Origin of the sequence: Spiribacter halobius (genome assembly GCF_020883455.1) — a bacterium.
GTDB lineage: Bacteria > Pseudomonadota > Gammaproteobacteria > Nitrococcales > Nitrococcaceae > Sediminicurvatus > Sediminicurvatus halobius.
This window is the reverse complement of record NZ_CP086615.1, coordinates 3,607,838-3,632,827: the sequence shown is the minus strand read 5'-3', so window position 1 is coordinate 3,632,827 and position 24,990 is coordinate 3,607,838. Positions and strand designations below refer to the sequence as shown.

Below are 24,990 nucleotides of genomic sequence, written 5' to 3'. Positions count from 1 at the left end.
CGGTATAATCCGTTATATGGAACCGAAAGCCGCGGAAATTGAGATTCTGCTCAACGGTGAGCCCTATCGGCTGCCACCCGGCGCGTGCGTCGGCGACCTGCTCGAGACGCTGGAGCTCGCCGGCCGGCGCGTTGCCATCGAGCTGAACGAGGAGGTGCTGCCGCGCAGCGAGCACGCCAGTCACCCCCTGCAGCCTGGCGACCGCGTAGAGGTCGTACGCGCCATTGGTGGTGGCTGAGCCGGCGCCGTCCCGCGCGCCGACCCTTTCCCGACCGTCCGAGGACACCCGACTGTGACCGATATCCTGACCATCGCCGGGCGCGAGTACCATTCCCGGCTGCTTGTCGGCACCGGCAAGTACCGCGATCTGGAAGAGACCCGCGCCGCCATCCTGGCGAGCGGGGCCGAGATCGTGACCGTGGCCCTGCGTCGCTCGAACATCGGCCAGCGCGACGACGAGGAGAATCTTCTCGACGCGGTGCCGCCCTCGGAGTTCACCATCCTGCCCAACACCGCCGGCTGTTACACCGCCAGGGACGCGGTGCGGGTCTGCCGGCTCGCCCGCGAGCTGCTCGACGGCCACAGCCTGGTCAAGCTCGAGGTGCTGGGCGACCAGACCACGCTCTATCCGGATATCCCGGCCACGCTGGAAGCCACCGCGCAGCTGGTGGCGGACGGCTTCGACGTCATGGTCTACACCAGCGACGATCCCATCACCGCACGTCGCCTGGAGGAGATGGGCGCCGTGGCGGTGATGCCGCTGGCCGCCCCCATCGGCTCCGGGCTCGGGATTCAGAACCCGTACAACCTGATCACCATCATCGAGAACGCCAGCGTGCCGGTGCTGGTGGACGCCGGCGTGGGCACGGCCTCGGATGCGGCGGTCGCCATGGAGCTCGGCTGCGACGGGGTGCTCATGAACTCCGCCATCGCCGGCGCCCGCGATCCCTTGCTCATGGCCTCGGCCATGCGCAAGGGCGTGCAGGCCGGTCGCGAGGCCTTCCTCGCCGGGCGCATGCCGCGCCGCCGCTTCGCCTCCGCCAGCTCGCCGCTGGAGGGCACCATAGCGTAGCCCGCCTATCTCACCGATTCGCGCCCGCAGCCGCGAATCGGTGAGATAGGCGGGCTGGGTCGGCAAGCGCGCAGCGCTCGCCGACACGCCGGCAGGCGCATCCTCCGTTGGCGCCCGGGGGAGTTTCGGGTTTCGGGTTTAACGTTTAAGGTTGCCAACCGCGACGCCCCCGAACCCGAAACCTTGAACATGAAAGCCGAAACCGCGCCGCCTGGCGCAGCCCGCCGCATCCGCTCCTTCGTGCGCCGCGAGGGCCGGCTTACGCCGGGCCAGCAGCGGGCGCTGGACGAGCTCTACCCGCGCTTCGGGCTGACGCGCCCACAGGGCCTGCTGGACCTGGACGCCGCCTTCGGCCGAACCGCGCCTGTGGTGCTCGACATCGGCTTCGGCGACGGCGAGGCCCTGGCAGAGCTGGCGCTGTCCCACCCCGAGCGCAACTACCTGGGCATCGAGGTCTACCGCAGTGGTGTCGGACGGCTGCTGCGCACCCTTGAGCGCGAGGGCATCGACAACGTGCGGGTGCTCGAAGCAGACGCCGTGGAGGTACTGCGCCAGAACATCCCGCCGGCGAGCCTGGCCGGGCTGCAGCTCTTCTTCCCCGATCCCTGGCCGAAGAAGCGCCACCACAAGCGGCGCATGGTGCAGCCCGGCTGGCTGGCGCTGGTGGCGGAGCGCCTGGCGCCCGGGGCATTCCTGCACCTGGCGACGGACTGGGCGGACTACGCCGAGCACATGCTCGCCGTGGTGGGCTCCGAGCCGCGCCTGGAGAATCCGGCCGGCGGCTTCGCGCCGGATCGCGGCGAGCGGCCGCAGACCAAGTTCGAGCGGCGGGGGCGCAGCAAGGGGCATCAGGTCTACGATCTGATCCTGCGTCGCCGCGACGGCGCCTGATCCAATGCGGCAGACACGCGCGCTCGTGCTCCTGCCGGCGCTGGCGCTGATCGCGCTTGTGGCCGTGGGGGCTGCCGGCGCGTTTGGCAGCGTGGTGCTGCGGCCCTCGGCGCTGCTCGCCGGGCTGCTGGATCCCGCTGCCGGCATGGCCGGCACCCTGATATGGGAGCTTCGCCTGCCCCGGGCGGCGAGCGCGTTCACCACCGGTGGACTGCTGGCCCTCGCCGGGGCCCTGATGCAGGTCCTGCTGCGCAACCCGCTGGCCGATCCCTACGTCCTAGGGCTCTCCGGCGGGGCGGCGGTGGGCGCGCTGCTGTCCATGATGGCGGGGCTCGGCGCCGGCGCCGTTTCCGGCAGCGCCTTCCTCGGCGCGCTCGCCTCCATGCTCATGGTCTTCGGCCTGGCCCACGGCCGCGGCGGCTGGACGCCCGCGCGGCTGCTGCTGAACGGCGTGGTGGTGGCCTCGGGCTGGGGCGCGGTGGTGAGCTTTCTCCTCGCCGTGGGACCACAGGCGGAGCTGCGCGGCATGCTGTTCTGGCTGATGGGGGACCTGAGCGGCGCCGGCGGGCCCGGACTGCGGGCGGCCGTGCTGCTCACGGGACTCATGGCGGCCATGGCGCTGGCGCGCAGCCTGAATCTGCTGGCCCGCGGCGAGGTACAGGCGCGGGTGCTCGGGGTCGCCGTCGGCCGGCTGCGGCTCGCCGTGTTCGGGCTGACCTCCCTGCTCACGGCGGCGGCGGTTACCCTCGCCGGCAGCGTCGGCTTCGTCGGGCTGGTGGTGCCGCACATGCTGCGGCTCGCCGGGGTGACCGACTATCGCCTGCTGCTGCCCGCCTGCGTGCTGGCCGGCGGCAGCTTCCTCACCCTCGCGGACACCCTGGCGCGCACCGTGCTCGCCCCGCAGCAGCTGCCGGTGGGCGTGCTCTCGGCGCTTATCGGGGTTCCCGTCTTCCTTTTCCTGCTGCACCGGGGGCGCCCGGCGGCGACGGGGGCCGGACCATGACCCTGCTCGCCACCCGGGGGCTGGCCGTGACCATCGGCGGGCGCGGGATCTGCCAGGCGCTCGACCTCACGGTGGCGCCGGGCGAATGCTGGTGTGTGCTCGGCGCCAACGGCGCTGGCAAGACCACGCTGCTGCACACCCTGGCCGGGCTGCACGCGCCGGCGGCGGGTACGATCGAGGTGGCGCAGCGCGGCCTCGCCCTCTGGCCCCGCCGCGCACTGGCCCAGCAGGTGGGCGTGCTGCCGCAGGACAGCCTCGACCCCTTTCCGGCGACCGTCCTGGAGACCGCCCTCATCGGCCGCCATCCCTGGCTTCGGGCCTGGCAGTGGGAGAGCCGGGAGGACGAGCGACGGGCGCGGCGGGCACTCGCGGACGCGGGCCTCACAGGGTTCGAGGGCCGGGACGTCGGCACGCTCTCCGGCGGCGAGCGCCGGCGGCTCGCCTTCGCCACGCTGCTGACCCAGGCGCCCCGGCTGTATCTGCTGGACGAGCCCTCGAACCATCTCGACCTGCCCCACCAGGTACGCCTGCTGGAGCTGCTCTGTGCCCGCGCCCGGGAGCAGGGCGGGGCGGTGGTCATGACTCTGCACGACGTCAACCTCGCCGACCGCTTCGCGGACCATGTGCTGCTGCTCCACGGCGACGGCCGCCACGATCTCGGCCGGCGCGAGGCCGTGCTGGACGAGACCCATCTCACCCGGCTCTACGGCTACCCGGTGCGCTGCCTCAGCGCTGACGGGCGCCGCGCCTTCCTGCCGGCCTGACCGGCTACGCCCCTGTTGCGCAAAGGAATCCGCCGCCGTTCGGGCAACTCGGTTCGCGACTGGCAAAGACCTTCAGCCATGCGGGCGCCAGGAGCCCGCGGCCCCGAGGCCGATGTAACGGCCGTGCCGGGCGCTCCTGCCCAGCCTCGCTCGGCCGCCGTGGGTTCCCGCCACCTGGCTGGCAGCGCAGCTGAAGCTCGTTGCCAATCAGGCACCGGTTTGACCCCCCGCCCACGGGCCGCTACTGTTCCCGGCGCCATTATCGCTTCAGGTGCCCCGTGGCCACCCGGCCCAGGGGTTGAACGGGAAGCCGGTGCGCCGTCACAGACGGCAAGTCCGGCGCTGCCCCCGCAACGGTAGGCGAGACAAGGCGTCGCAATCTGCCACTGGGCCCTCGGGTCCGGGAAGGCGCGGCGCCGGGGTGATCACCCACCCGCTCGCAAGCCCGGAGACCGGCCTGGAGACGTTGGCCCAGCGTTGCGGGAGGCGGCGCCCGGGCTCGTCCGACGCGCCGCGTCGCTGCGTGCCCCGCTCTGCTCCCGCATGAGACCTAGAACGACACCGTCGCGCGGGTGGCGCGACCTGGGAGCATTGCATGACGATCCGACGCCTCCTCGCGGGCGCAGCGCTGGCTGCGTGCCCGCTCCTGGCCAGTGCGGCCGAGACCACGGAGCCACTGCTGGTCACTCCCAACCGCAACCCCTTCACTGCTGACGAGACGCTCGCCAGCGTTTCGGTCATTACCCGCGAAGACATCGAGCGGCGCCAGCCACAGGATCTTCCGGATCTGCTCGCCGAGCTCCCGGGTGTGCACATCGCACGCAACGGTGGGCGCGGCCAGAGCACCAGCCTGTTCCTGCGCGGCACCAACAGCGATCAGACGCTGGTGCTCATCGACGGCGTTCGCGTCGCCTCGGCCACGGCGGGCAGCGCGGCGCTCGAGAGCATTCCGCTGGCCCGGATCGAGCGCATCGAGGTGGTGCGCGGGCCGCGCTCCACGCTATACGGCGCGGATGCGGTCGGCGGCGTGGTGCAGATCTTCACCCGGGCGAACGATACTCATGTGACCCTCGGCGCTGGCAGCCGCGACAGCCGCAGCCTCTCCGCCGGCATTGGCCGCGAGTTCGAGAACGGCCGCCTGAGCCTCTCCGCCGGGGGCTTCAGCACGGACGGCTTCGACGTCCAGGAGGCGGCTGGCAGCGACACGGACGACGACGGCTACGAGGAGCGCAATGTCAGCCTGCGCGGCGAGTACGCACCGAGTTCACGTCTGACACTCCGGGGCAGCCTGCTGCGTAATGACAGCGAGGTGGAGTTCGACGCCTCGCCGACCTTAGGCGGCCCGGACGAGACGGAGAACGTCAATCAGGCCCTTAGCGTTGCCGCCGATTACCGGGTGACTGACCGGTGGGACATGACCCTGGCGCTGGGACGCGCCCGCGACGACAGCGACAGTCGCGCCGCAGACGGCGATCGCTTCACCACCGATCGTGACCAGGCGTCGCTGCAGACCACGGCCCGCTATCGCGACGTGATCACCACCTTCGGCGTCGACTGGTACCGCGACGAGGTCACGAGCAATCTCGACTTCGAAGAGAGCCGACGTGACAACCTCGGCGTCTTCGCCCAGCAGCAGTGGTTTCTCGGCCGCTGGGACCTGCAGGCGGGCCTGCGCCACGACGACAACGAGGCCTTCGGCGAGACCACGACGGGCAGCGCCGCGGTCGGATACGCCTTCACGGAGAGCGTGCGCGGCTTCGTCAGCGCCGGCAGTGCGTTTCGGGCACCGACGTTCAACGATCTCTACTACCCCAACGTCGGATTCTTCTCCGGGAATCCCGATCTCGACCCCGAACGCTCCAGGAGCGCCGAGGCCGGGCTCGAAGGCGAAGCCGGCGGATTCGGCTGGGGTTTGGCGGCGTTCCACACCGAAGTGGATGACCTCATTCAGTACGACTCCACCACCTTCCGCAACGAAAACGTGAGCGAGGCACGCATCCGCGGCGCCGAACTCACCCTGGAATTCGCTCGTCCGGCCTGGCGCGCGGAGGCGGCGCTGACCCTGCAGGATCCGGAGAACAGGGACACCGGCGAGCGGCTCAACCGCCGGCCCCAGCGCCTCGCGTCCCTGCGCGTCGAGCGCGATCTCGGCCCCTGGGCCCTGGATGCCGACCTGCGCTACGTCGGCCCGCGGCCGGACGGGGATGAGCGCCTCGGTGGTTACGCGGTGGCCGGTTTCGGGGCCGGGTACCGGTTCGCTCCGGACTGGCGCCTTCGGCTGAGCGTGGACAACGCCTTCGACCGGGAGTACCAGAGCGTCGCCGGCTTCGAGACCGCAGGCCGTACCGGCTTCGTGACCCTGACCTGGGAGCCCGCTGCTCAGTGATCGCGCTGCGTGCCGCAGCTGTCATCGCCCTGGTACTGGGCCTCGTGTCCGGTGCCGGGGCGAAGACGCTGTTTGGCGTGATCTCCGAGCGGTCCGCAGCAGGCGCTGCTGCGGCGGCCGAGCGGCATCTGGACGCCCAGCCGGCGGACGAGATCATCCTCCGCACCGAGGCCCAGGTGCGCAGCATGGACGAGCAGACGCTTGCAAGGCACTGGCGCGCCGCGGATGCCGTGCTGCTGGGCGCCGTGTTCGAGGACGCAGTGGTCGGCCGGCTGCTGCGGCTTGCGCGGGAGGCGCCCCCGTCACGGCTTCTGGCCGTAAGCGGCGACCGGCGGCTGACCCGAAGCAGCCGGCTGGATGAGAGCCGGCCGCTGGCCGGTCTCGAGACCGAGACCATCGATCAGCTTACGGGCAATCCCGCGGCGGACGAGGACCCTGTCACCCACCGTGAGCGCCTGGCCGCGGACCATCCCGACCAGGCACTCTGGCTCACCGGACTCGCCTACTGGCAGGGCCGCAGCCCGGAGAATCTTGCGGCCCTGTTTGCCTGGCTGCTCGGCCGCGAGGCGCCGCCGCCACAGCCGCGGGCGCCGCTGCGCCTCTATCATGACGGCGCGGTGGTTGCCGCCGGGGAGCTGAGCCTGGATCCGGAACGCCCGGTGGTGGCCGTGCTCGATCACGACACCGGCGATCGTCTGGGTGACCGGGCGCTGCTCGATAGCGTCTGTGACGCCCTGGCCGAGCGCGATCTGCAGTGCCTGGTGCTGCTGGCGCGCTGGGGCGAGGCCAGTGTCGCCGCCCTCGAGCGCCTGTCCCGGCTGACCGGCAAGGCGCCCCTGGCGGCGCTGGTCTCGCTGCAGGGATTCGTCATCGGCGGTGGCGATGGCCGCGCCGAGGCGACGGCGGCGCTGCAGGCGCTGGACGTCCCGGTGCTCCAGGGCATCCGGCTCGACGAGCGTACCCGGGACCAGTGGCGCCTCTCGGCCGACGGTATCCCCGCCGACGACGTCCACTGGCGGGTGGCCATGCCGGAGCTGCAGGGGGTCAGCCAGCCCATGGTGCTCGCCCACAGCACCGAGGCGCGCGTCCATGAGGCCACGGGCCTGCGCGTTGCCGTGACCGAGCCGGATGCGGAGCGCGTCGAGCGCCTGACGGGTCGCCTGGCACGCTGGTCGGCGCTGCGGCGCAAGCCGAATGCCGATAAACGCATCGCCATCGTCTTCTACAATCATCCGCCGGGCCGTCAGAACCTCGGTGCGGACAACCTCGACGTGCCCGCCTCGCTGCTGCGGATCCTGCGTGACCTCGACGCTGCCGGCTACGACGTCGGCGAGCTGCCGGCGGATGTCGGGGCGCTGACCGATCGGCTGCTGGCGCGGGGCGTCAACCTCCCCGAGGACGCAGCGGCCCTGGCAGGCATGGCTGCCGAGGTGCCGGGCATGCCCGCGGACACCTACCGCGAGTGGCTCGACAGCCAGCCAGCATCGGTGCGCCGGGAGCTGCGCGCCGGCCCTCTGGGCCGCCTGCACCAGCGCCTGCGGGACGCCCGCCGCGCGGGTGAGCCGGGGCTTGCCGACGACCTGCGACGCGCGGTCCTTGGCGATCTGCGCGCCCTGCTGCGGGAGCTGGATCACCCCGGCCGTGATCGGGCGGCGGAGCTGCTGGAGCGCCTGGATGACCTCTATCAGGCCCACCGGCCGGACTGGCAGGTGGCGGCCTCGCTCATCGAGGCGATTCGCGGCACCGGCGTGCCGGGCCTCGGCGGCTGGGGCGAGCCGCCCGGGCGCGTCATGGTCCATGACGGGCGTTTCGTCTTTCCCGGGCTCACCTTCGGCAACGTCTTCATCGGCCCGCAGCCGCCGCGGGGATGGCACGAAGGCGAGGAGGCCCTGCACGCCAACCTCGGCATGCCGCCGCCGCATCAGTATCTGGCGTTCTACCACTGGCTGCGGGACGGCTTCGCTGCGGATGCGGTGGTGCATCTGGGGCGCCATAGCACCTACGAGTTCCTGCCTCACCGCCGCGCGGGACTTGCGCCGGACGACTACCCCGATCTGGTTGCCGGCGACCTGCCGGGGATCTACCCCTATATCGTCGATGGCGTCGGCGAGGGTCTGCAGGCCAAGCGCCGCGGGCTCGCCGTGATCGTCGACCATCTCACGCCGCCGCTGCGCACCACGCCCCTCTACGACGACCTGCTCGGCCTGCGTCAGCTCGTGGAGTCCTGGGAAGCGGGCGCGGCGGGCGGTGCCGCCCGGGAGCGTGCCTTCCGCCGCCTGCGCGAGCGCCTTGACGCCCTGGATCTGCGCGGGGAGCTCGAGACCGCCATCGCCGAGGAGTTCGGTTGGCCCGAGGCGCGCCTCGACGAGCTGGAGCCGGAGCTGGTGGTGCACGAGGTCGGGCACTATCTCACCGAGCTGCAGGAGCAGTTCATGCCGAGCGGGCTGCACGTCTTCGGCGCCGACTGGACCCAGGCCGACCGCGGGCTCATGCTCGAATCCATGGCCGGTGACGGCGAGCCCGAGCCGCATTGGGGGGAGGCGCTGGCGGCCTCGCCGGCGGCCGAGCGCGAGGCCCTTCTCGGCGGGCTGGACGGGCGTTTCGTGCGCCCGGGGGAAGGCAGCGACCCGGTACGCAATCCGGACGTCCTGCCCACGGGGCGAAACTTCCACGCCCTCGACGGCAGCCTGCTGCCCACCCGGGTGGGCTACGAGCTCGGCGCGGAGATGGCCGCGGAGGCCCGCGCACGGGGCGGCAGCGGCAGCGAGGCGGTGGTGCTCTGGGCCTCGGACACCGTGCGGGACGAGGGCGCCATGGTGGGCTTCGGGCTGTCCCTGCTGGGTGTGGCGCCGGAGTGGAACAGCCGCGGCATCGTCAGCGGCCTGCGCCGGGTGCCCCTCGCCAACGACGCCACGCGACGGGACGTGGTGTTCACCACCTCGGGGCTGTTCCGGGATCTGTACGGCAACCTGCTCGAGCTCGTGGATCGGGCGGTGCGCCTGGCGTTGCAGGGGTCGGCGGCCACCATTCGCGCGCGGCACCCGGCGCTGGTGCCCGCGCTGGAGGCGGCGCTGGCCCCGCTCGACGGAACAGGCGAGGCGGGCTCGGAGCCCCTGGAGCGCAACCGGCTCGCCGCCCACTGGGTGGCGGACGCCCGTGCGGCCCTGGCCGCGGGAGAGCCACCGGCCGCCGCCGGCCGCGAGGCCGTGCGCCGGGTTTTCGGCGACGCGCCTGGCAGCTACGGCGCCGGCATCAACACCCTCGCCGAGCGCTCCGGCGCCTGGGAGGCGCGCGGCGAGCTGGGCGAGGCCTACCTCGGCCGTCTCGGCCACGCCTATGGCGCGGACGCCTACGGCGAGCCCGCCGGCGAGGCTTTCCGCGGCGCGCTCGAGCGGGTGCGGCGCAGCTACCTGGGTCGGGCGAGCCACCTCTACGGCCTGCTCGACAACAATGACGCCTTCGACTACCTGGGCGGCCTCGGGCTCGCCGTGGAGACCCTCACCGGCGAGCCGCCCCGCGGGCGTATCGTCGACCTCTCGGATCCGCAGGCACCCGCACTCCGGCCCCTGGAGACCGCCCTCGGCCAGGAGCTGCGGGGGCGCTACCTCAACCCCGCCTGGATCGAGCCGCTGCTGGCGCACGGCTATGCCGGGGCGCGCACCTTCGGCACCGGGTTTCTGGAGAACCTCTGGGGCTGGCAGGTGACGAGCCCGGAGCTGGTGGGGGCGAGCGCCTGGGAGGCCGTGGACCGGGTCTACTTCCAGGACGCCCACGGTCTCGGCGTGGATGAATTCCTCGACCGGAAGCGCCATGCGGCCGTGGGCCTGCAGATGAGGGCCGTGCTGCTGGTGGCCGCCGAGCGGGGCTTCTGGGAGCCCGGCGAGGCGCGCCTGGAGGCCCTCTCCCGGGAGCTCGCCGAGGGCATCATCGAGCACGGGCTGCCGGGCAGCGGCCACACGGCGCCGGACCACCCGATGCTGAAGGCCGTTGCTGAGCGGCTCGACGCCGCCACCCGCGAGGCCTTCGAGGCGGAGCTCGCCTCGGCGCGTGGCGAGCCCTACGCGGAGGCGACGACCCTCACCACGGTGACCGAGATCGCGCCGCTGCAAGAAGAGCGGCCGGACGCGGCGGGCGGGCAGCCCCCGGCGCGCCGGGACGGCCGCAGCACTGCCGCGGGCGAACCGGAGCATGGCGGAGAGCCATTCGCAGCCGTCGGCGCGTGGCGCTGGACGGCTGCCGGGCTGGTGGTGGTGCTGCTCGCCGGGGGCGCCTGGCGGGGCGCCCGCGCCGCCGGTTGAAACTGAGGAGAGACGGGCATGCTGGACAGTCCCCTGGTTACGCTGCTGCACGGGTTCACCGGACTGCTGCTGGAGCCGGTGCTCGTGGCGCTGGGCGTGGCGGTGGTGGTGTGCGTCTGGGATAGCGGCACGGCGGTGGGCGAGCGCTTTAGCGGCCTGCGCCGGCTTGCGGCCGGAGCGGATCCGGCGCGGGTGGAGGCGCTGGCGCGACGGCGCATCGAGCGGGTGGACCTGGTGGCGCGGCTCGCGCCGATGCTTGGCCTGATGGGCACCCTGATCCCCCTCGGCCCCGGCCTTGCCGCCCTCGGCCGCGGCGAGCTGGACGTCCTCGCCACTGCCGTCACCGTCGCCTTCGACACCACCGTCGTCGGCCTGCTGGCCGGCGCCATCGCCTTCGTCATCGGGCGGCTGCGGCGGCGGTGGTACGAGGGTCTGCTGGAGGCGCTGGGCGCCTAGGCGCCCAGCGCCTCCAGCAGCCGCAGTTCAAAGTTGCAAGTTGCAAGTTGCAAGTTCGAATGCACCGGCTTCAACGGGTGCTGCAGAAGCTGGCGCCAATGTCGCGGTTACGGTGTTTGGGCGCCGGTCCTGGAGCTTGCAACTCGCAACTTGAAACTTGCAACTCGACGCTATGAAGCGTCGCTAGTACCCGCCCCGGAGAGGCGCTATGAAAAGGCTCACCCAGACCCGCTTCGACACCCAGGAAACCGACCCCATGGGTCCCCTGGCCAATCTCACCGATATCATGCTCGTGTTCATCTGCGGGCTGCTGGTGGCGTTGGCGGCGCGCAGCGACGATCTGCGCGAGGTGCTGACGGGGCGTGAGGTGGTGGAGCGGGGTGAGGAGCTCGCCGAGCCGCCGGCAGGCGTGTACGGCGAGGGCGGGGCCGGCATGGAGCCGGTGGGCCGCGTCTATCGGGACCCGGAGACGGGCAGGCTGATCATGGTGGGAGAGGACGATGGCTGAAGATCACGACCCCGAGGCCTGGCGGGCGGCGCAGGCGCGCAAGAAGCGCATCGTCGACGAGCGTGTGGCGCGGGCCACGGAGGACCGCGGCGTGCTGGTGGTGAACACCGGCAACGGCAAGGGCAAGAGCACGGCGGGCTTCGGCACCGTGGCACGGGCGCTTGGCCACGGCTTTCGGGTGGGGGTGGTGCAGTTCATCAAGGGCAGCTTCAGCACCGGGGAGGAGGCCTTCTTCCGCCGCTTCCCGGAGGTGGACTATCACGTCATGGGCGAGGGCTTCACCTGGGAGACCCAGGACCGCGAGCGCGACGTGGCCGCCGCGGAGGCGGCCTGGCAGCGCGCGGAGGCCATGCTCGCGGACGATACCCTGCAGCTGGTGCTGCTGGATGAGCTCAACATCGTGCTCGACAAGGGCTACCTGGAGCTGGATCGCGTCCTCGCCGTCCTCCAGGCCCGCCCCCGCATGCAGAGCGTCGTCGTCACGGGCCGCCGCGCCCCGGACGCCCTGATCGAGGCCGCCGACACCGTGAGCTGGATGAAGATGGTCAAGCACGCGTTTCGCGCGGGGGTGAAGGCGCAGAAGGGGGTCGAGCTATGAGCTCTGCTCACAGCTCGAGTTACAAGTCCCAGGTTGCAAGTGGCAGGCGAGCCCGAATCGGAGCGCCGCGGCTCATTAAGCCGTGTATGGCGTCATGGTCAGTGTTACAGACCCTGCCGACCGCGTATCGAGTTCCTGCTTGCAACTTGCCACTGGCAACCTGCAACTCCGCCGACCCGTGACTGCCCTGATCGCCCTCGCCGCCGTCGCCCTCGACCGCCTGCTCCCGGAGCCGCGGCCGCATCCGCTGGCGGGGTTCGGCCGGCTGGCGGAGGCGCTGGAGCGGCGCTGGAACCGCCCGCTGCACGCCGGTAATGCCTGGCGCGGCGCGGCGGCCTGGGCGTTGCTGGTGCTCCCGGCCACGGCGCTGGCGGCGGTGCTTGGGGCGCTGCCGGGCTGGCCGGGCATGGCGATCTCGCTGCTGCTGCTCTGGCTTGCCCTGGGCGGGCGCAGCCTCGACGAGCACGCCCGGCCGGTGGCCGCAGCGCTGGCCGATGGCGATCTGGACGCGGCGCGGGCGGCCAGCGGGCGGATGGTCAGCCGCGATACCGCGGCGCTGGACGCCGAGGGCTGCGCCCGGGCGACGGTGGAGTCCGTGCTGGAAAACGGGGCGGACGCGGTGTTCGCGCCGCTGTTCTGGTTCGTGCTGGCGGGCGCCCCCGGCGTCGTTGCCTATCGGCTGGCGAACACGCTGGATGCCATGTGGGGCTATCGCAGTGAGCGCTTCGGCACCTTCGGGCGCTTCGCCGCCCGGGCCGACGACGTCCTCAACTGGCCTGCGGCCCGGCTGACGGCACTGGGCTATGCGCTCACCGGTCGCACCCGGGGCGCCCTGCGCGCCTGGCGCACCCAGGCGGCGGCCTGGGAGAGCCCGAACGCCGGACCGGTGATGGCCGCCGGCGCCGGCGCCCTCGGCCTGCGCCTCGGCGGGCCGGCCGTCTACCACGGCACGCGGCGTGAGCGGCCGGTGCTGGGCGCGGGTGAGGGGCCGGCGGGCGCGGATATCCAGCGGGCAATGGCCCTGGTCCACCGCACGCTGGTCGTCTGGCTGCTCGCGATCGGGGGAGGGGCGCTCCTTGCTTGAGCACGGCGGGCGCCTGCAGGCCGCGGCGCGAAAGCACGGCATCCCGGCAGGGGAGTGGCTGGACCTCTCCACCGGCATCGCGCCCACGGGCTATCCGCCGCCGGCCCTGCCTGCCGAGGCATGGCGCCGCCTGCCGGAACCCGAGGACGGGCTGCTCGCCGCCGCCGAGGCGTACTACGGCACCGCTGCCCTGACACCGGTGGCCGGCAGCCAGGTGGCCATCGGCCTGCTGCCCTGGCTGCGGGCGCCCGGCCTCGTCGCCTGCCCAGCCGGGGGCTACGCCGAGCACGCGGCGGCCTGGCGGCGCGCCGGTCACAGCGTGAGCGAGTACCGGCCCGGCGGGCTGGAACAGGCCGTGAGCGACGCCGACGTGGTCGTCGTCGTCAACCCGGACAACCCCACCGGCCGCCACGTCCCGGTGGCGCGCCTGCGGCGCTGGCAGGCGTCCCTGATGGGGCGGGGCGGCTGGCTGGTGGTGGACGAGGCCTTCGCCGACGTGGCGCCGGAGGTAAGCGTCATCGGCGATGCCGGCAGCGAGGGGCTGGTGGTGCTGCGCTCCATGGGCAAGTTCTTCGGCCTGGCGGGTGCCCGGGTCGGTTTCGTGGGCGCCGCCGCCGGCGTGCGCGCGGCACTGGACCAGCTCGCAGGGCCCTGGCCGGTGGCGGGGCCGGCACGCATGGTGGCCGCCGCGGCACTGACGGACACGGCCTGGCAGGCGCGCCAGCGCCGGCAGCTGGCGGCCGCGGCGACCCGTCTGCGCGCCCTGCTCGCCGACGCCGGATTGGCCGCCGAGGGCGGTACGGACCTCTACGCCTGGGCACCGCTGTCGGCGCCGGATGCGCTTGCCGCCGCGCTCGCGCGGCGCGCGATTCTGGTGCGGCGTTTCCGCGAGCCGCAGGGGCTGCGCATCGGGCTGCCGCCGGACGAGGGCGCCGCCTGGTCACGGCTGGCGGACGCTCTGCCCGCCGCGCGCCGGGAGGCCGGCGCATGAGGTGGGCGTGGCTCGCGCTGCTGTGCTGGCCGCTGCTGGCGGCGGCCGCCGTCGAGGTGGTGGATGACGCCGGCCAGCGGCTGCAGCTGCCCGCGCCGGCGCAGCGCGTGATCAGCCTCGCGCCCCATGCCACCGAGCTGCTGTTCGCCGTTGGCGCCGGCGAGCAGGTGGTGGGTGCCGTGAGTCACAGCGACTATCCGCCCGCCGCCCGCGAGGTGCCCCGTGTCGGCGGCTACGACGCCGTGGACCTGGAGCGCATCGTCGCTCTGGACCCGGACCTGGTGGTGGCCTGGGGCAGCGGTAACGGCACGCGCACCATCCAGCGCCTGCGGGAGCTGGAAGTGCCGGTCTATGTCAGCGAGCCGCGCACGCTGGCGGACATCGCCGCGGCGCTGGAGCGTCTCGGCACGCTGACCGGCCACGGCGAGCGTGGCCACGAGCGCGCTGAGGTCTTCCGGGCCCGATGGGACGCCCTGCGCCGCCGCTACGCCGGTGCCGAGCCGGTCACGGTCCTCTACCAGATCTGGAACCGGCCGCTGATGACGGTCAACGGCGAGCACCTGATCAGCGACATCATCCGTCTGTGCGGGGGCCGCAACGCCTTCGCCGAGGCCGACGCTCTGGCGCCGAGCATCACCCGGGAGGCCGTCCTCGGGGCCGATCCGGAGGCGATCGTGGCGAGCGGCATGGGCGCCTCGCGACCGGAGTGGCTCGACGACTGGCGGCAGTGGCCGGGGCTGCGCGCCGTGCGTGAGGGCCATCTCTACCATGTCCACCCGGACCTGCTGCAGCGGCACGGGCCGCGCATCCTGGACGGCGCGGAGCGGCTCTGCCGGCATCTGCAGCGCGTGCGCGAGGTCCAGCCGTGACGGCGCTGACGCTCATGGTCCAGGGCTGCACCTCGGACGCCGGCAAGAGTGCCGTCGCCACGGGGCTGTGCCGGGCATTCCGGCGCCGCGGCCTGCGGGTGGCGCCGTTCAAGCCCCAGAACATGGCGCTGAACAGCGCCGTCACCGTCGACGGCGGCGAGATCGGCCGCTCCCAGGCGGCCCAGGCCGCCGCCTGCGGGCTCGAGCCCCACTCGGACATGAATCCGGTGCTGCTGAAGCCCACCGCCGACCGCACGGCCCAGGTGATCGTCTGCGGCCAGGTACGCGAAGACCTGGACGCCCGGGGCTATCAGGCCCGCAAGCGCGCCCTGCGGGCCGAGATGCTGGCCGCCCACCGCCGGCTCGCCGCCCGGTACGAGATCATCGTCGCCGAGGGCGCGGGCAGCCCGGCGGAGGTGAACCTGCGCGCCGACGACATCGCCAACATGGGCTTCGCCGAGGCGGTGGACTGTCCGGTGCTGCTGGTGGCGGACATCGACCGGGGCGGCGTGTTCGCGACCCTGGTGGGCACCCTGGAGCTGCTATCGGAGAGCGAGCGGGCGCGGGTGCAGGGCGTGATCATCAACCGCTTCCGGGGCGATCCGTCCCTGCTTGATCCCGGGCTCGCCTGGTTCACCGGCTACACCGGCAAGCCGGTGCTGGGCGTGCTGCCCTGGCTGGAGGGGCTGTACCTGGAGGCGGAGGACAGCCTGGCGCGCCGCGACGCCACCGCGGAGGCCGACTTCCGCGTCGTCGTGCCCGCGCTGCCGCGCATGAGCAACCACACGGACCTGGATGCCCTGGCGCTGACGCCCGGCGTCGCGGTGAGCTTCGTCGGCCCCGGCCAGCACCCGCCGGCGGCGGACCTGGTGGTGCTGCCGGGCAGCAAGCACGTCCGCGCGGACCTCGCCTGGCTGCGTCGCGAGGGCTGGCCGGCCTATCTGCAACGGCACCTGCGCTACGGCGGGACGGTCATCGGCCTCTGCGGCGGCTACCAGATGCTCGGCGAGCGCATCGACGACCCGGATGGGGTCGAGGGCGAGGCGGGCAGCAGCGAGGGCCTGGGGCTGCTCGAAGTGACCACCCGCCTGCGTGCCAGCAAGCATCTGCACCGCGTCCGCGGCCAGCTCGTCCCCGAGACGACGGCCCTGACGGGCTACGAGATCCACATGGGCGAGACCGACGGCCCGGATACCCTGCGCCCGGTCGCCGATCTCGGCTCACGCCCGGACGGTGCCACGAGCGCCGACGGTCGGGTGCTCGGCACCTACCTCCACGGCCTCTTCGACAGCCCTGAGACCCGCCGGGCCCTCCTCGCCCGCTGCGGCTTCGAGGCATTCGAGCTCCCGGACCAGGCCGACTTGCGCGAGGCGGGTATCGAACGCCTCGCCGACACGCTCGAGCAGCATGTCGATATTGATGCCCTGCTCGCCAGCTCACGGCAGAGCCAAGCGCCCAGGTAGGTCTGCACCCGCCGCAAGCGAGAGCGACCCTGCATGTGGCCGTGGTGCCCAGGGCGGGGAGCGGCCCCCTTTCCCGGGACACGCCGTGGATCCGTCTCGCGGGAAGCGCAGAGACCCACGGGAATGGCTCAGCGCTTCCCTGAAGGCTCCACTGCGTCATCCCTGCCGCAGAGGCTCCCGGGAGAGACCGCCACGCTTCGCCTGTGCCACGCATCGGCGACCTGTCGCTGGCGTCGCGGATTGAGGATTTCGGCATCCGCCCAATGGCGGGTGCCGACCAAGCATCCGCAAAGGAGGTCCCCGTGGGCAACCTCTTGAGAGATCACAGCTAGGCCGCCTATGCCGGTCGGGCCAGCCGCTGCAACTCGGCGAAACGGCCGTTCCCTGCTGCCAGTGTCACCGGCGGCCCGATCTCGACGATGCGCCCCGCCTCCACCACCGCCACGCGGTCGCAGCGCCAGGCGCTGGCGAGGCGGTGGGCGATGACGATGACGGTGCGCCCGGCGAGCAGGCGCTGCAGCAGAACGTCCACGTCCGCCTCGGTGGCCGCGTCGAGGGCGCCGGTGGCCTCGTCGAGGATGACCACCGCCGGGTCCAGCAGCGCGAGCCGCGCCAGCGCGAGCAGCTGGCGCTCCCCTGCGGAGAGCCAGGCGCCGCCTGGCCCCACCCCGCGGGCGAGGGGCAGCCGCGAGCCGAGCCCGAGGCCCGCCAGCGCCGCCTCCAGGGTCGCGTCCTCCGCCTCAGGGGCGACTAGGCGGAGGTTGTCCGCCACCGTGCCGCTCACCAGATGCCCGTCCTGGGGCGCGAGCACGATCCGCTCCCGGACCGTCGCCGGGGGAACGTCCGCCAGGTCCACCCTGCCGTAGCGGACAGTGCCCGCCCGCGGCACCAGCAGTCGCGCCATCAGCCGCGCCAGGGTGGTCTTGCCGGCTCCGCTCGGCCCCACCAGGGCGAGCCGCTCCCCCGGGGCCACCGTCAGGTCCACGCCGTCGATCTCGTCCTGCCCCTGGCCGTAGGCGAAGCGCACGCCCTCCAGGGCGAGCCCGCCGCGTGTGGGCAGCCGCTGCCCGGTGTCCGGCGCCGTGGGTTGGGGTACGGCGAGCAGCCCGGCCAGGGCGTCCAGCGCCGCGCCGGCGGACTGCAGCTCGTCGAGCCAGAAGGAGAGCTCCTCCACCGGGCCGAAGAGATCCCGCAGGTACAGAACGAAGGCCGCGACCACGCCCACGCTGACCAGCTCCACGCCGCCGAGCACGAGACCCGCCACCAGCACCAGCGCCACCAGCGCCAGCTCGGCAAGCTCCAGCCCCGGGAAGAAGCGGTTCTCGAGGGCATAGCCGTAGGCGATGGTGCGGCGCTCGGCGCGGCTCGCGCTGCGGGTGCGGCGAAGCTGGCGCTCGCGGGCGCCGCTGGCCGCGAGCTCCGCCTCGCCGGCGAAGCCGTCCTGCAGGCGCGCCGAGGTCTCCGCCACGCGGTCGCGATAGCGCCGGTAGGCGGGGCCGATGCGGCGCTGGAACCAGCGGGCGAGCCACCACACCGGCGGCCCGGCCAGCAGGAGCAGCGCCGCGAGCGGCGGCGAGAGTGCCACCAGCACCCCCACCACCAGCACGAGCTGGAGCAGGGCCACGACGGTCTCCACGGCGCCGTTGCGGGCCACCTCGCCCACCGCCTCGACGTCGGCGGTGAGCCGCGAGACCAGCCCGCCGGTGCGGCTGCGCTCATGGAAGGCAAGGGGCAGCCTCAGCACGTTGGTGAAGACGCGCTCGCGCAGGGCCGCCAGCACCGCCTCGCCCAGCCGCGCGGCGAGGCGGGTGAGGGCCCAGCGGGCCAGCGCCGCGACCATGACCGCCGCGGCGATGCCAAGCGCTGCGGCCAGCACCGCCCTGGGCGCTCCCGGCAGCACGCCGGCATCCACCGCCTGGCCCACCAGCGCCGGTGGCACCAGGCCCGCGCCGGTCGTCGCGAGCGCCAGCGCGACTGCCGCCAGCACCCGGCCGCGGTGTGGCGCGAGCAGGGTGCGCAGCAGGGCAAGCGCGCGGCCGCTCACCGGACCTCCCCGCCCGCTGCCATGGCGCGCAGCAGGGGATGATCGGCGAGCTCGGCGGGCGCCCCATCCGCGACGATGCGGCCGGCCTCGAGCACCAGCACGCGCTCGGCGAGCGCAAGGGGCGCCGGGCGGCTGGTGGCGAAGACCAGCGTCCGCCCGGTGGCGGCCGCTGCCAGGCGGGGCAGGATCTGCGCCTCGGTGGCGGCATCGAGGGCGGAGGTGACGTCGTCCAGCAGTAGCAGCCGCGGCCGGGCGAGCAGCGCACGGGTGAGGCCGAGCCGCTGGCGCTGCCCGCCGGACAGGGTCAGGCCGCGCTCGCCGAGGCGGGTGGCGTAGCCGTGGGGCAGCGCCAGAATCTCTTCGTGCAGGGCCGCGGCGCGGGCGGCGGCCTCGATCTCCGCGGCAACTGCGTCCGGCCGGGCGAGGGCGATATTCGCCGCCACCGTGTCCGCGAACAGGAACGGCGTGCCGAAGCCGACGGCCACGGCCCGGCGGCGCGCCTCGGGCGAGAGTGCCGCCACGGCCACGCCGTCCAGGGTCACGCGCCCGGCGGCGGGTGTGTCGATCCCGGCGGCCAGGGCCAGCAGCAGGCTCTTGCCGGCGCCGGAGGCGCCGAGCACGGCTACCCGCTGCCCCGCCGGGATCGCGAGGTCCAGGTTCAGGCACGGCGTACCGTCCGCGGCGCTGACCCGCACCCCCTCGAACACCAGGTGCCCGGTAAGCCCGCATATCTCACCGATTCCCGGCTGCGGGCGCGGATCTGGCGGGCAGTCCTGCGTTGCGCTCGGTCCGGGTGCTCGACGTACTGTCGAGTACGCCTGCGCGCCCGGACTCTCGCGCGCCTTGTCCTGCCCGCCATCTCCACGCCCTCGCTTCGCGAATCGGTGAGATATGCGGGCTAGGTCCGGCAACCCGGCGCTGCCCGAGGGTCGTTGCGGGGCGCTCGCGGCGAGCCCTGCGAGGCGCTCCGCCGCCGCCCAGGCCCGCACGGCAGCGGACACCCGCCAGGTGAGCCCCTGCACCGCGGGAGCGAGCAGTAGCAGGTAGGCGCTCGCGGCCACGATGCTGCCCGGGGTGATGCTGCCGCCGGGCAGCCGCCAGGCCGCGGCAGTGAGCAGGCCGGCGAGGCCGAGCCCGGTGGCCAGGGTGCCGAGCCCGGCCAGTGCCGCCTGCCGGTCGGCAAAGGCTTCGCCCGCATAGCGGGCGGCAGCGCTCTCGGCGGCAAAGCGCCGGTCGAGGCCGGCGGCGAGGCCGACCCCCTGCACCACCTGGATGCCGCTGACCGACTCGCCCACGGTGGCACCGAGGGCGGCGCGGCTCTGCTGCAGGGCGTGGCTGAGTCGGCGCAGGCCCGGCACCGCCGCCACGGTCACCGCGCCGAGGGCGAGCAGGGGTGCAAGCCCGGCGGCGGCGAGCCAGGGGTCGGTGGCAATGAGGGCGGTGGTGGCGCCGGCGAGCGCCACCACCAGTCCGACATTGCTGGGCGCGGCCTCGAACAGCGCGCCCACGGCGCGGGCGTCACCGGTGACGCGGCTGGTGCGCTCGGCAGCGCCCAGCGCGCTGCCGGCCAGCGCCCCGGCGAGGGCCTCGCGCAGGCTTGCCTCGGCACCGTAGCCAGCCCGCCCGGCGTAGTGATGACGCGCCCCCGTGGTGATCGCCACCAGCAGCCCGGTGACGGCGAGCGCGGCGGTCCAGACGAGCAGCGCGCCCGCGTCCCCCGGCATCAGGCCGCGGTCGATGGCCGCCTCGGTGAGCGCCGGCGCGGCGAGCTGGCCGCCCCGCCAGAGCAGGCCGACCGCCACGCCGCCGGCGAGCGCCCGGGAATGCTCCCGGGCGAGGCCGACGAGCAGCGCGGCCGCGGGACTCATGGCACCTCGCCGGTGAGTGCGGCGGCGGCCTCCTCCAGCATCTGCAGGGCGCCGATGGGGCCGTGATTGGTCCAGGCGATGCCCTCGACCCCGTGCACGTTGCCCGCCTCGACCGCCGGCAGCCGCTGCCAGAGCGGGCCGCGCAGATAGCCCTGGAGGCCGTCGTGGTGCTCCAGGTTGTAGAGGATGACGAACAGATGCGGCGCGGTGATCGCCGGCAGCCGCTCCAGGGACAGCTCGCCGATGGCCCCGGGGGCGTCAGCGGTGAAGGAGGCGCCTGGCGGCAGGGGCTGCACCCTGACGCCGGCCTCGCCCAGCACGCGCCCGGCGTTTGAGGGCGGCCCGTACATCCAGACCGACTGCAGGCGAGGGCGCACGATGGCAACCTCGGTGCCCGCAAGCGCCTCATGCAGCTCGAGCGTGCGGGCGGTGTAGCGGGCGATCCAGGCCTCCGCGCGCGCCTCGCGCCCGAGCGCGCGGGCGAGCGCGCGCAGGGGCGGCACGAAGTGGCGCTCGAAGGGCAGCGTGATGGTGGGGGCGATGCGGGAGAGGGCCGCGTAGGCCTCGTGGCCGCCCCATTCGTTGGCGATGATCAGATCCGGTTCGAGCACCGCGATGGCCTCGAGGTCCACCTGCCCCGGGGAGCCCACCGAGCGGATGCCGGCGGCCGCCGCCTGCGCGGCGATGGCGGGCGGCCAGGCGGCGGGCTGGTCGGCCGCGGCAAGGCCGTAGGTGATCGACCCCACCGGCGGCAGCCCGAGGGCCAGCAGCATGTCCACGTTCTGGCCCACCTCCAGCGCGACCACCCGCTGCGGCGGCGCCGGCAGGCGGGTCTCGCCCAGGGGGTGCTCGATCACCCGCGGCCAGCCTTCCGCGGCCGTCGCGAGGCCCGGGGCGAGCAGCAGCAGGAGGATCAGCGCTCTCATTGCGGGTCGCCGCGCGCCTCGTGGTGCTCATGCCAGCGCCGCTCGCGCTGCGCCGGCTTCGGCAGCGGGCAGGTGAAGCAGTAGCCCTTCCCGGGGATCCGGTATCGCTGGCAGCAGGTGTTGCGCACCCGGTGCCGGTACACCACGCCGCGGTGCTCGAAGGGCCGGAACCCGGCCTGCCCCACCAGTGGCGCGCCGGCCTCGCAGAGCGCTTCGGCCAGGGCGATGCCACCGTCCTCGTCGCCCGCGGCGCCGCCGGCACACCAGGCGGCGATGGTGATCATGTCCGCCGCGCCTCGCCACTGGGTGCGCAGGCCGCGCTTCGCCGGGCGCGCCAGGGCAGTCACCAGCGGGCTGACCACCGTGACCAGGCGCTCGCGCAGCAGCGCCCGCAGGGCCGCCGCATCCGGCAGCACCCGGGCATCGGCATGGCCGGTGGCGGGATCGCCTTCCGGGCAGGCGAAAGCCGCGTCCGTGACGGTTATGCCATCGGGCTCGCCGTCCGCGCCGAAGCCGACATGCAGGGCTTCGGGGCCGGCCAGGGGCAGGCGTTGCCGCAGGTAGAACGGGAAAGCCAGCGCCATCGAGGCGATGGCGGCGAGGCGCTCGAACAGCAGCGTGGCGCCGACGAAGACCTCGTCCGACCCGTGGGTGTGCGCCATGCGCCCGGCGAGGTCCTCCAGGCGGCCGGCGTCCGCGGCGAGCCCCGCGAGGCTCTCGCCCCCCGCGCCTGGGGCAATGCGGGCTGCCAGCCAGGGCTCCGCGCGGGTCGCCTCGGCGAGGGCCTCGGCCAGCGGATGGTCCGGCACCGGTCAGGCCCTCCGCGCCCGGGGCAGCGGCTGGTCGGGCTCGGCGCTGCGTACCGGCACCACCAGCGGCGTGCCGGTGACGGGATCCGGGATCACCCGGCTCGCGATGCCGAAGACCCGCTCCACGAGGGCCGGGGTGACCACCTCCCCGGGCGGGCCCTCGGCGAGGATGCGGCCCGCGCGCATGGCCACCAGGTGGTCGGCATGCCGGGCGGCCTCGTTGAGGTCGTGCAGCACCATGACGATGGTGCGCCCGCGCTCGCGGTTCAGCCGCCGGAGCAGCTCCAGCACCTCCAGGCGGTGGGCGATGTCGAGGAAGGTGGTGGGTTCGTCCAGCAGCAGGATCTCGGTCTGCTGGGCCAGTGTCATGGCGATCCAGGCCCGCTGGCGCTGGCCTCCCGAGAGCTCGTCCACCGGCCGATCGCGAAGGGCCTCCATCTCGGTATCGGCCAGGGCTTCGGCCACGGCCTGCGCGTCCTCCGGGCTCCAGTAGCGGAACACCCGCTGATGCGGGAAGCGCCCGCGGGCCACCAGGTCCTCCACAGTGAGCCCCTCCGGCGCGCTGGGGGCCTGGGGCAGCAGCCCGAGTCGCCGGGCCAGGGCTCGGGTGGGCAGGCGGTGCACGGCGTGGCCGTCCAGCAGTGCCGCGCCGCGGCGCGGGCGCAGCAGCCGCGCCAGCGCCCGCAGCAGGGTGGACTTGCCGCAGGCGTTGGGGCCGACGATCACGGTGATACGCGCCGGCGGCAGGGCGAGGTCCAGGCCCTCCACCACCAGGCGTCCGTCGTAGCCGAGGGCAAGGTCGCGGGCGCGCAGATCGGGCATGGGCTCAGAGGCTCCGGTTGACACGATAGAGCAGGAACAGGAAGAAGGGCGCCCCGACGCTGGCGGTGATCAGCCCCACGGGCAGCCGCGCCGGCGCGAAGGCGTGCTGGCCGAGCAGGTCCGCCGCGAGCACCAGCAGCGCGCCGAGGGCCGCCGCCAGCACCACGCCGCCGCCGCTGAGCGGCCCCACCAGCAGCCGCGCCAGATGCGGCACCATGAGCGCGACGAAGGCAAGCGGCCCTGCCACCGCCACGGCCAGCCCCGCCAGGGCCGCGCCGCAGGCGAGCAGCAGCAGCCGGTCGCGCTCCGCCCGCACGCCCAGGGCCCGGGCGCTGTCATCGCCGAGCTCAAGGGCGGCGAGCCGGGGCCAGAGCAGCAGCAACGCGGGCAGCAGCAGCGCCATACCCCCGGCGGCGAGCGCCGCGTGGCCCCAGTCCCGCAGCGCGAGGCTGCCGGTGAGCCAGACCACGGCCGGCGTCGCCTGCTCCACCGGGGCGCGCAGCAGCACCAGGGTGGTGAGCGCCGCGAGCAGGGCGTTCACGCCGATGCCCACCAGCACCAGCCGCCCGCCGGTGATGCCCTGCCGCCAGGTGAGCGCGTAGACGACAACCGCCGTGACGATGGCGCCGGCGAGGGCCGCCGCCGGCAGCGCCAGCACCCCGGCGCCGCCGACGATGACCAGCACCGCAGCGAGCCCCGCCCCGGCGTTGATGCCGATGATGTCAGGCGCCACCAGGGGGTTGCGCACCAGTCCCTGGAACACCGCCCCGGAGGCGCCGAGGGCGGCCCCCACCAGCAGCGCCGCCGCCACCCGGGGCGCGCGCAGCTCGGCGACGATGAACTGCCCGAGGCTGTCGCCGTGCGCGCCGAGCAGCGCCTGCAGGCTGCCCCAGGGCCCGAGCGGATACTCGCCGAGCCCGAGCGCCAGCAGCGCTGCGACGGGCACCGACGCCAGCGCCAGCGCGGCGAGCAGCAGCGTGCGCCGACCCACCCGCCAGGAGGCGGCGAGCGGGCGGGGCAGCCGCAGGGCGAGCCGGGCGCCGCTCACAGGCCGGTGAGCCGCGGGCGGCGGACGATGTGGATGAGCACGGGCGCACCGACGAGTGCGGTGATGATCCCCGCCTCGACTTCCCCCGGGCGGGCGATGACCCGCCCGATCACGTCGGCAGTGAGCAGCAGCGCTGCGCCGCCGACGGCGCAGCCGGGGAGCACCCAGCGGTAGTCCGGTCCGAGCAGGCCGCGGACCATGTGCGGCACGGCGAGGCCGACGAAGCCGATGGGCCCGGCGACGGCGACGGCGGAGCCGGCCAGGAGCACGACGGTGGCCGTCGCGATCACCCGCAGCCACGCGGTGCGCTGGCCGAGCGCCGTGGCCACGTCGCGGCCGAGGCCGAGGGCGTTGAGCGAATGCCCGAGGGCGAGTCCCGTGGCGATGCCCGCGGCCATCAACGGGGCCACCCGGAAGAAGGCCTCGAGATCGCGCCCGCCGAGGGAGCCGGCGAGCCAGAAGCGGGCCTCGTCCAGGGTGCGCTGGTCGAAGATGAGGATGCCGCTGACCCAGCTCGAGAGCAGCGCCGTGACCACGGTGCCGGCCAGGGCGAGCTTCACCGGCGTCGCCCCGCCGCGGCCCGCGGAGCCGATGGCGAACACCAGCGCCGCCGCCCCGAGGGCGCCCAGGAAGGCGAACCACAGGTACTGGGCCGGGTCGGCTATGCCGAGCACGAATACCGCGCAGACCACGGCGAAGATCGCCCCGGCGTTGAGGCCGAGGATGGTGGGTGAGGCCAGCGGATTGCGCGTGACCGCCTGCATGATGGCGCCGGCCACCGCCAGGGCGGCACCCACGGCGGCCCCCAGCACCGTGCGCGGCAGGCGCAGCTCGCGCACGATGGCGTGGGCATCCGAGTTGTCGGGGGCCATCAGGGCCGCGAGCACCGTGGCGGTATCCAGGGGCACCGAACCGATCCGCAGGCTCAGCAGCACGGCCGTGCCGGCGGCACCGGCGAGGCCGAGCAGGATCAGGGCGCGGCGGCGGTGCCGCCGCGGGAGCGGTGCGGCGCCGGAGATGGCTGCGACGGTCATGGCCGGATGCGAACGCGACTGAGAGCGTTGAACGTTAACCTACCGTGTTCGCCATC

At 73.9% G+C, this 24,990-nt stretch carries 21 protein-coding genes and 1 riboswitch; of the genes, 14 read left to right on the top strand and 7 right to left on the bottom strand.

Annotation, left to right across the window (positions count from 1 at the left end; all coding sequences use genetic code 11):
* The first annotated feature begins 37 nt into the window (after positions 1 to 37).
* The 14 genes from thiS to LMH63_RS16895 all read left to right on the top strand — a co-directional run bounded on the left by thiS (position 38) and on the right by LMH63_RS16895 (position 16,383).
* On the top strand, positions 38 to 238 hold the full coding sequence (gene thiS / locus LMH63_RS16960; protein WP_229332806.1) for a sulfur carrier protein ThiS: 201 nt from the start codon (positions 38 to 40) through the stop codon (positions 236 to 238).
* A 54-nt stretch (positions 239 to 292) separates the two neighbouring features.
* Positions 293 to 1,072 carry a thiazole synthase gene (locus LMH63_RS16955; protein ID WP_109678651.1) on the top strand — a complete coding sequence of 260 codons (780 nt, stop codon included), beginning with the start codon at positions 293 to 295 and terminating at the stop codon, positions 1,070 to 1,072.
* Between the two features lie 189 nt (positions 1,073 to 1,261).
* Positions 1,262 to 1,963, top strand: coding sequence for a tRNA (guanosine(46)-N7)-methyltransferase TrmB (gene trmB / locus LMH63_RS16950; RefSeq protein ID WP_109678650.1), 702 nt, complete (start codon positions 1,262 to 1,264; stop codon positions 1,961 to 1,963).
* 4 nt (positions 1,964 to 1,967) lie between these two features.
* Entirely contained in the window at positions 1,968 to 2,966 is a 999-nt protein-coding gene (locus LMH63_RS16945) for a FecCD family ABC transporter permease (RefSeq protein ID WP_109678649.1), read from the top strand.
* Positions 2,963 to 3,730, top strand: coding sequence for an ABC transporter ATP-binding protein (locus tag LMH63_RS16940; RefSeq protein ID WP_109678648.1), 768 nt, complete (start codon positions 2,963 to 2,965; stop codon positions 3,728 to 3,730). Before LMH63_RS16945 ends, LMH63_RS16940 begins: the two co-directional genes overlap by 4 nt.
* Before the next feature lie 252 nt (positions 3,731 to 3,982).
* A riboswitch (cobalamin riboswitch) is annotated at positions 3,983 to 4,205 on the top strand.
* Positions 4,206 to 4,325: 120 nt separating this feature from the next.
* A complete protein-coding gene (locus tag LMH63_RS16935) occupies positions 4,326 to 6,116 on the top strand; it encodes a TonB-dependent receptor domain-containing protein (protein ID WP_109678647.1) in 1,791 nt (596 codons plus the stop codon).
* Positions 6,116 to 10,414, top strand: coding sequence for a cobaltochelatase subunit CobN (locus LMH63_RS16930; RefSeq protein ID WP_373317940.1), 4,299 nt, complete (start codon positions 6,116 to 6,118; stop codon positions 10,412 to 10,414). Before LMH63_RS16935 ends, LMH63_RS16930 begins: the two co-directional genes overlap by 1 nt.
* A gap of 18 nt (positions 10,415 to 10,432) precedes the next feature.
* Positions 10,433 to 10,870 (top strand): MotA/TolQ/ExbB proton channel family protein, encoded by a 438-nt coding sequence (locus LMH63_RS16925; protein ID WP_229332636.1) that lies wholly within the window; start codon positions 10,433 to 10,435, stop codon positions 10,868 to 10,870.
* Between the two features lie 208 nt (positions 10,871 to 11,078).
* A complete protein-coding gene (locus tag LMH63_RS16920) occupies positions 11,079 to 11,378 on the top strand; it encodes a DUF2149 domain-containing protein (protein ID WP_109678644.1) in 300 nt (99 codons plus the stop codon).
* Positions 11,371 to 11,976 carry a cob(I)yrinic acid a,c-diamide adenosyltransferase gene (gene cobO / locus LMH63_RS16915; RefSeq protein ID WP_109678643.1) on the top strand — a complete coding sequence of 202 codons (606 nt, stop codon included), beginning with the start codon at positions 11,371 to 11,373 and terminating at the stop codon, positions 11,974 to 11,976. The genes LMH63_RS16920 and cobO overlap by 8 nt, the downstream gene beginning before the upstream one ends.
* A 178-nt stretch (positions 11,977 to 12,154) precedes the next feature.
* Entirely contained in the window at positions 12,155 to 13,060 is a 906-nt protein-coding gene (gene cbiB / locus LMH63_RS16910; RefSeq protein WP_229332805.1) for an adenosylcobinamide-phosphate synthase CbiB, read from the top strand.
* Complete coding sequence (cobD, locus tag LMH63_RS16905; protein ID WP_109678641.1) at positions 13,053 to 14,051, top strand: threonine-phosphate decarboxylase CobD; 999 nt, start codon at positions 13,053 to 13,055, stop codon at positions 14,049 to 14,051. Before cbiB ends, cobD begins: the two co-directional genes overlap by 8 nt.
* Positions 14,048 to 14,920 carry a cobalamin-binding protein gene (locus LMH63_RS16900; RefSeq protein ID WP_109678640.1) on the top strand — a complete coding sequence of 291 codons (873 nt, stop codon included), beginning with the start codon at positions 14,048 to 14,050 and terminating at the stop codon, positions 14,918 to 14,920. Before cobD ends, LMH63_RS16900 begins: the two co-directional genes overlap by 4 nt.
* Positions 14,921 to 14,934: 14 nt before the next feature.
* Positions 14,935 to 16,383: a cobyric acid synthase gene (locus LMH63_RS16895; RefSeq protein WP_109678665.1), complete on the top strand. Its 1,449-nt coding sequence runs from the start codon at positions 14,935 to 14,937 to the stop codon at positions 16,381 to 16,383.
* A gap of 337 nt (positions 16,384 to 16,720) precedes the next feature.
* Here the strand turns inward: LMH63_RS16895 and LMH63_RS16890 are convergent, their stop codons facing one another.
* From LMH63_RS16890 to LMH63_RS16860, 7 genes are read right to left on the bottom strand one after another with little or no spacing between them, the layout of a single operon-like run.
* Positions 16,721 to 18,427 (bottom strand): ABC transporter ATP-binding protein, encoded by a 1,707-nt coding sequence (locus tag LMH63_RS16890; protein WP_109678639.1) that lies wholly within the window; start codon positions 18,425 to 18,427, stop codon positions 16,721 to 16,723.
* On the bottom strand, positions 18,424 to 20,295 hold the full coding sequence (locus tag LMH63_RS16885; protein ID WP_109678638.1) for an ATP-binding cassette domain-containing protein: 1,872 nt from the start codon (positions 20,293 to 20,295) through the stop codon (positions 18,424 to 18,426). The genes LMH63_RS16890 and LMH63_RS16885 overlap by 4 nt, the downstream gene beginning before the upstream one ends.
* Complete coding sequence (locus LMH63_RS16880) at positions 20,292 to 21,221, bottom strand: ABC transporter substrate-binding protein (RefSeq protein WP_109678637.1); 930 nt, start codon at positions 21,219 to 21,221, stop codon at positions 20,292 to 20,294. Before LMH63_RS16880 ends, LMH63_RS16885 begins: the two co-directional genes overlap by 4 nt.
* Complete coding sequence (locus tag LMH63_RS16875; protein ID WP_109678636.1) at positions 21,218 to 22,030, bottom strand: (2Fe-2S)-binding protein; 813 nt, start codon at positions 22,028 to 22,030, stop codon at positions 21,218 to 21,220. Before LMH63_RS16875 ends, LMH63_RS16880 begins: the two co-directional genes overlap by 4 nt.
* Before the next feature lie 3 nt (positions 22,031 to 22,033).
* A complete protein-coding gene (locus tag LMH63_RS16870) occupies positions 22,034 to 22,852 on the bottom strand; it encodes an ABC transporter ATP-binding protein (protein ID WP_109678635.1) in 819 nt (272 codons plus the stop codon).
* A gap of 4 nt (positions 22,853 to 22,856) precedes the next feature.
* Positions 22,857 to 23,900, bottom strand: a complete 1,044-nt coding sequence (locus tag LMH63_RS16865; protein WP_109678634.1) for a FecCD family ABC transporter permease — start codon at positions 23,898 to 23,900, stop codon at positions 22,857 to 22,859.
* Positions 23,897 to 24,934 carry a FecCD family ABC transporter permease gene (locus tag LMH63_RS16860; RefSeq protein ID WP_109678633.1) on the bottom strand — a complete coding sequence of 346 codons (1,038 nt, stop codon included), beginning with the start codon at positions 24,932 to 24,934 and terminating at the stop codon, positions 23,897 to 23,899. The genes LMH63_RS16865 and LMH63_RS16860 overlap by 4 nt, the downstream gene beginning before the upstream one ends.
* Positions 24,935 to 24,990 lie beyond the last annotated feature (56 nt).

Coding starts and splice junctions, on each gene's coding strand:
- trmB (WP_109678650.1), top strand. CDS start 1,262: ATGAAAGCCGAAACCGCGCCGCCTGGCGCAGCCCGCCGCATCCGCTCC.
- LMH63_RS16945 (WP_109678649.1), top strand. CDS start 1,968: ATGCGGCAGACACGCGCGCTCGTGCTCCTGCCGGCGCTGGCGCTGATC.
- LMH63_RS16940 (WP_109678648.1), top strand. CDS start 2,963: ATGACCCTGCTCGCCACCCGGGGGCTGGCCGTGACCATCGGCGGGCGC.
- LMH63_RS16935 (WP_109678647.1), top strand. CDS start 4,326: ATGACGATCCGACGCCTCCTCGCGGGCGCAGCGCTGGCTGCGTGCCCG.
- LMH63_RS16925 (WP_229332636.1), top strand. CDS start 10,433: ATGCTGGACAGTCCCCTGGTTACGCTGCTGCACGGGTTCACCGGACTG.
- LMH63_RS16920 (WP_109678644.1), top strand. CDS start 11,079: ATGAAAAGGCTCACCCAGACCCGCTTCGACACCCAGGAAACCGACCCC.
- cobO (WP_109678643.1), top strand. CDS start 11,371: ATGGCTGAAGATCACGACCCCGAGGCCTGGCGGGCGGCGCAGGCGCGC.
- LMH63_RS16900 (WP_109678640.1), top strand. CDS start 14,048: ATGAGGTGGGCGTGGCTCGCGCTGCTGTGCTGGCCGCTGCTGGCGGCG.
- LMH63_RS16895 (WP_109678665.1), top strand. CDS start 14,935: ATGGTCCAGGGCTGCACCTCGGACGCCGGCAAGAGTGCCGTCGCCACG.
- LMH63_RS16885 (WP_109678638.1), bottom strand. CDS start 20,295: ATGAGTCCCGCGGCCGCGCTGCTCGTCGGCCTCGCCCGGGAGCATTCC.
- LMH63_RS16880 (WP_109678637.1), bottom strand. CDS start 21,221: ATGAGAGCGCTGATCCTCCTGCTGCTGCTCGCCCCGGGCCTCGCGACG.
- LMH63_RS16870 (WP_109678635.1), bottom strand. CDS start 22,852: ATGCCCGATCTGCGCGCCCGCGACCTTGCCCTCGGCTACGACGGACGC.
- LMH63_RS16860 (WP_109678633.1), bottom strand. CDS start 24,934: ATGACCGTCGCAGCCATCTCCGGCGCCGCACCGCTCCCGCGGCGGCAC.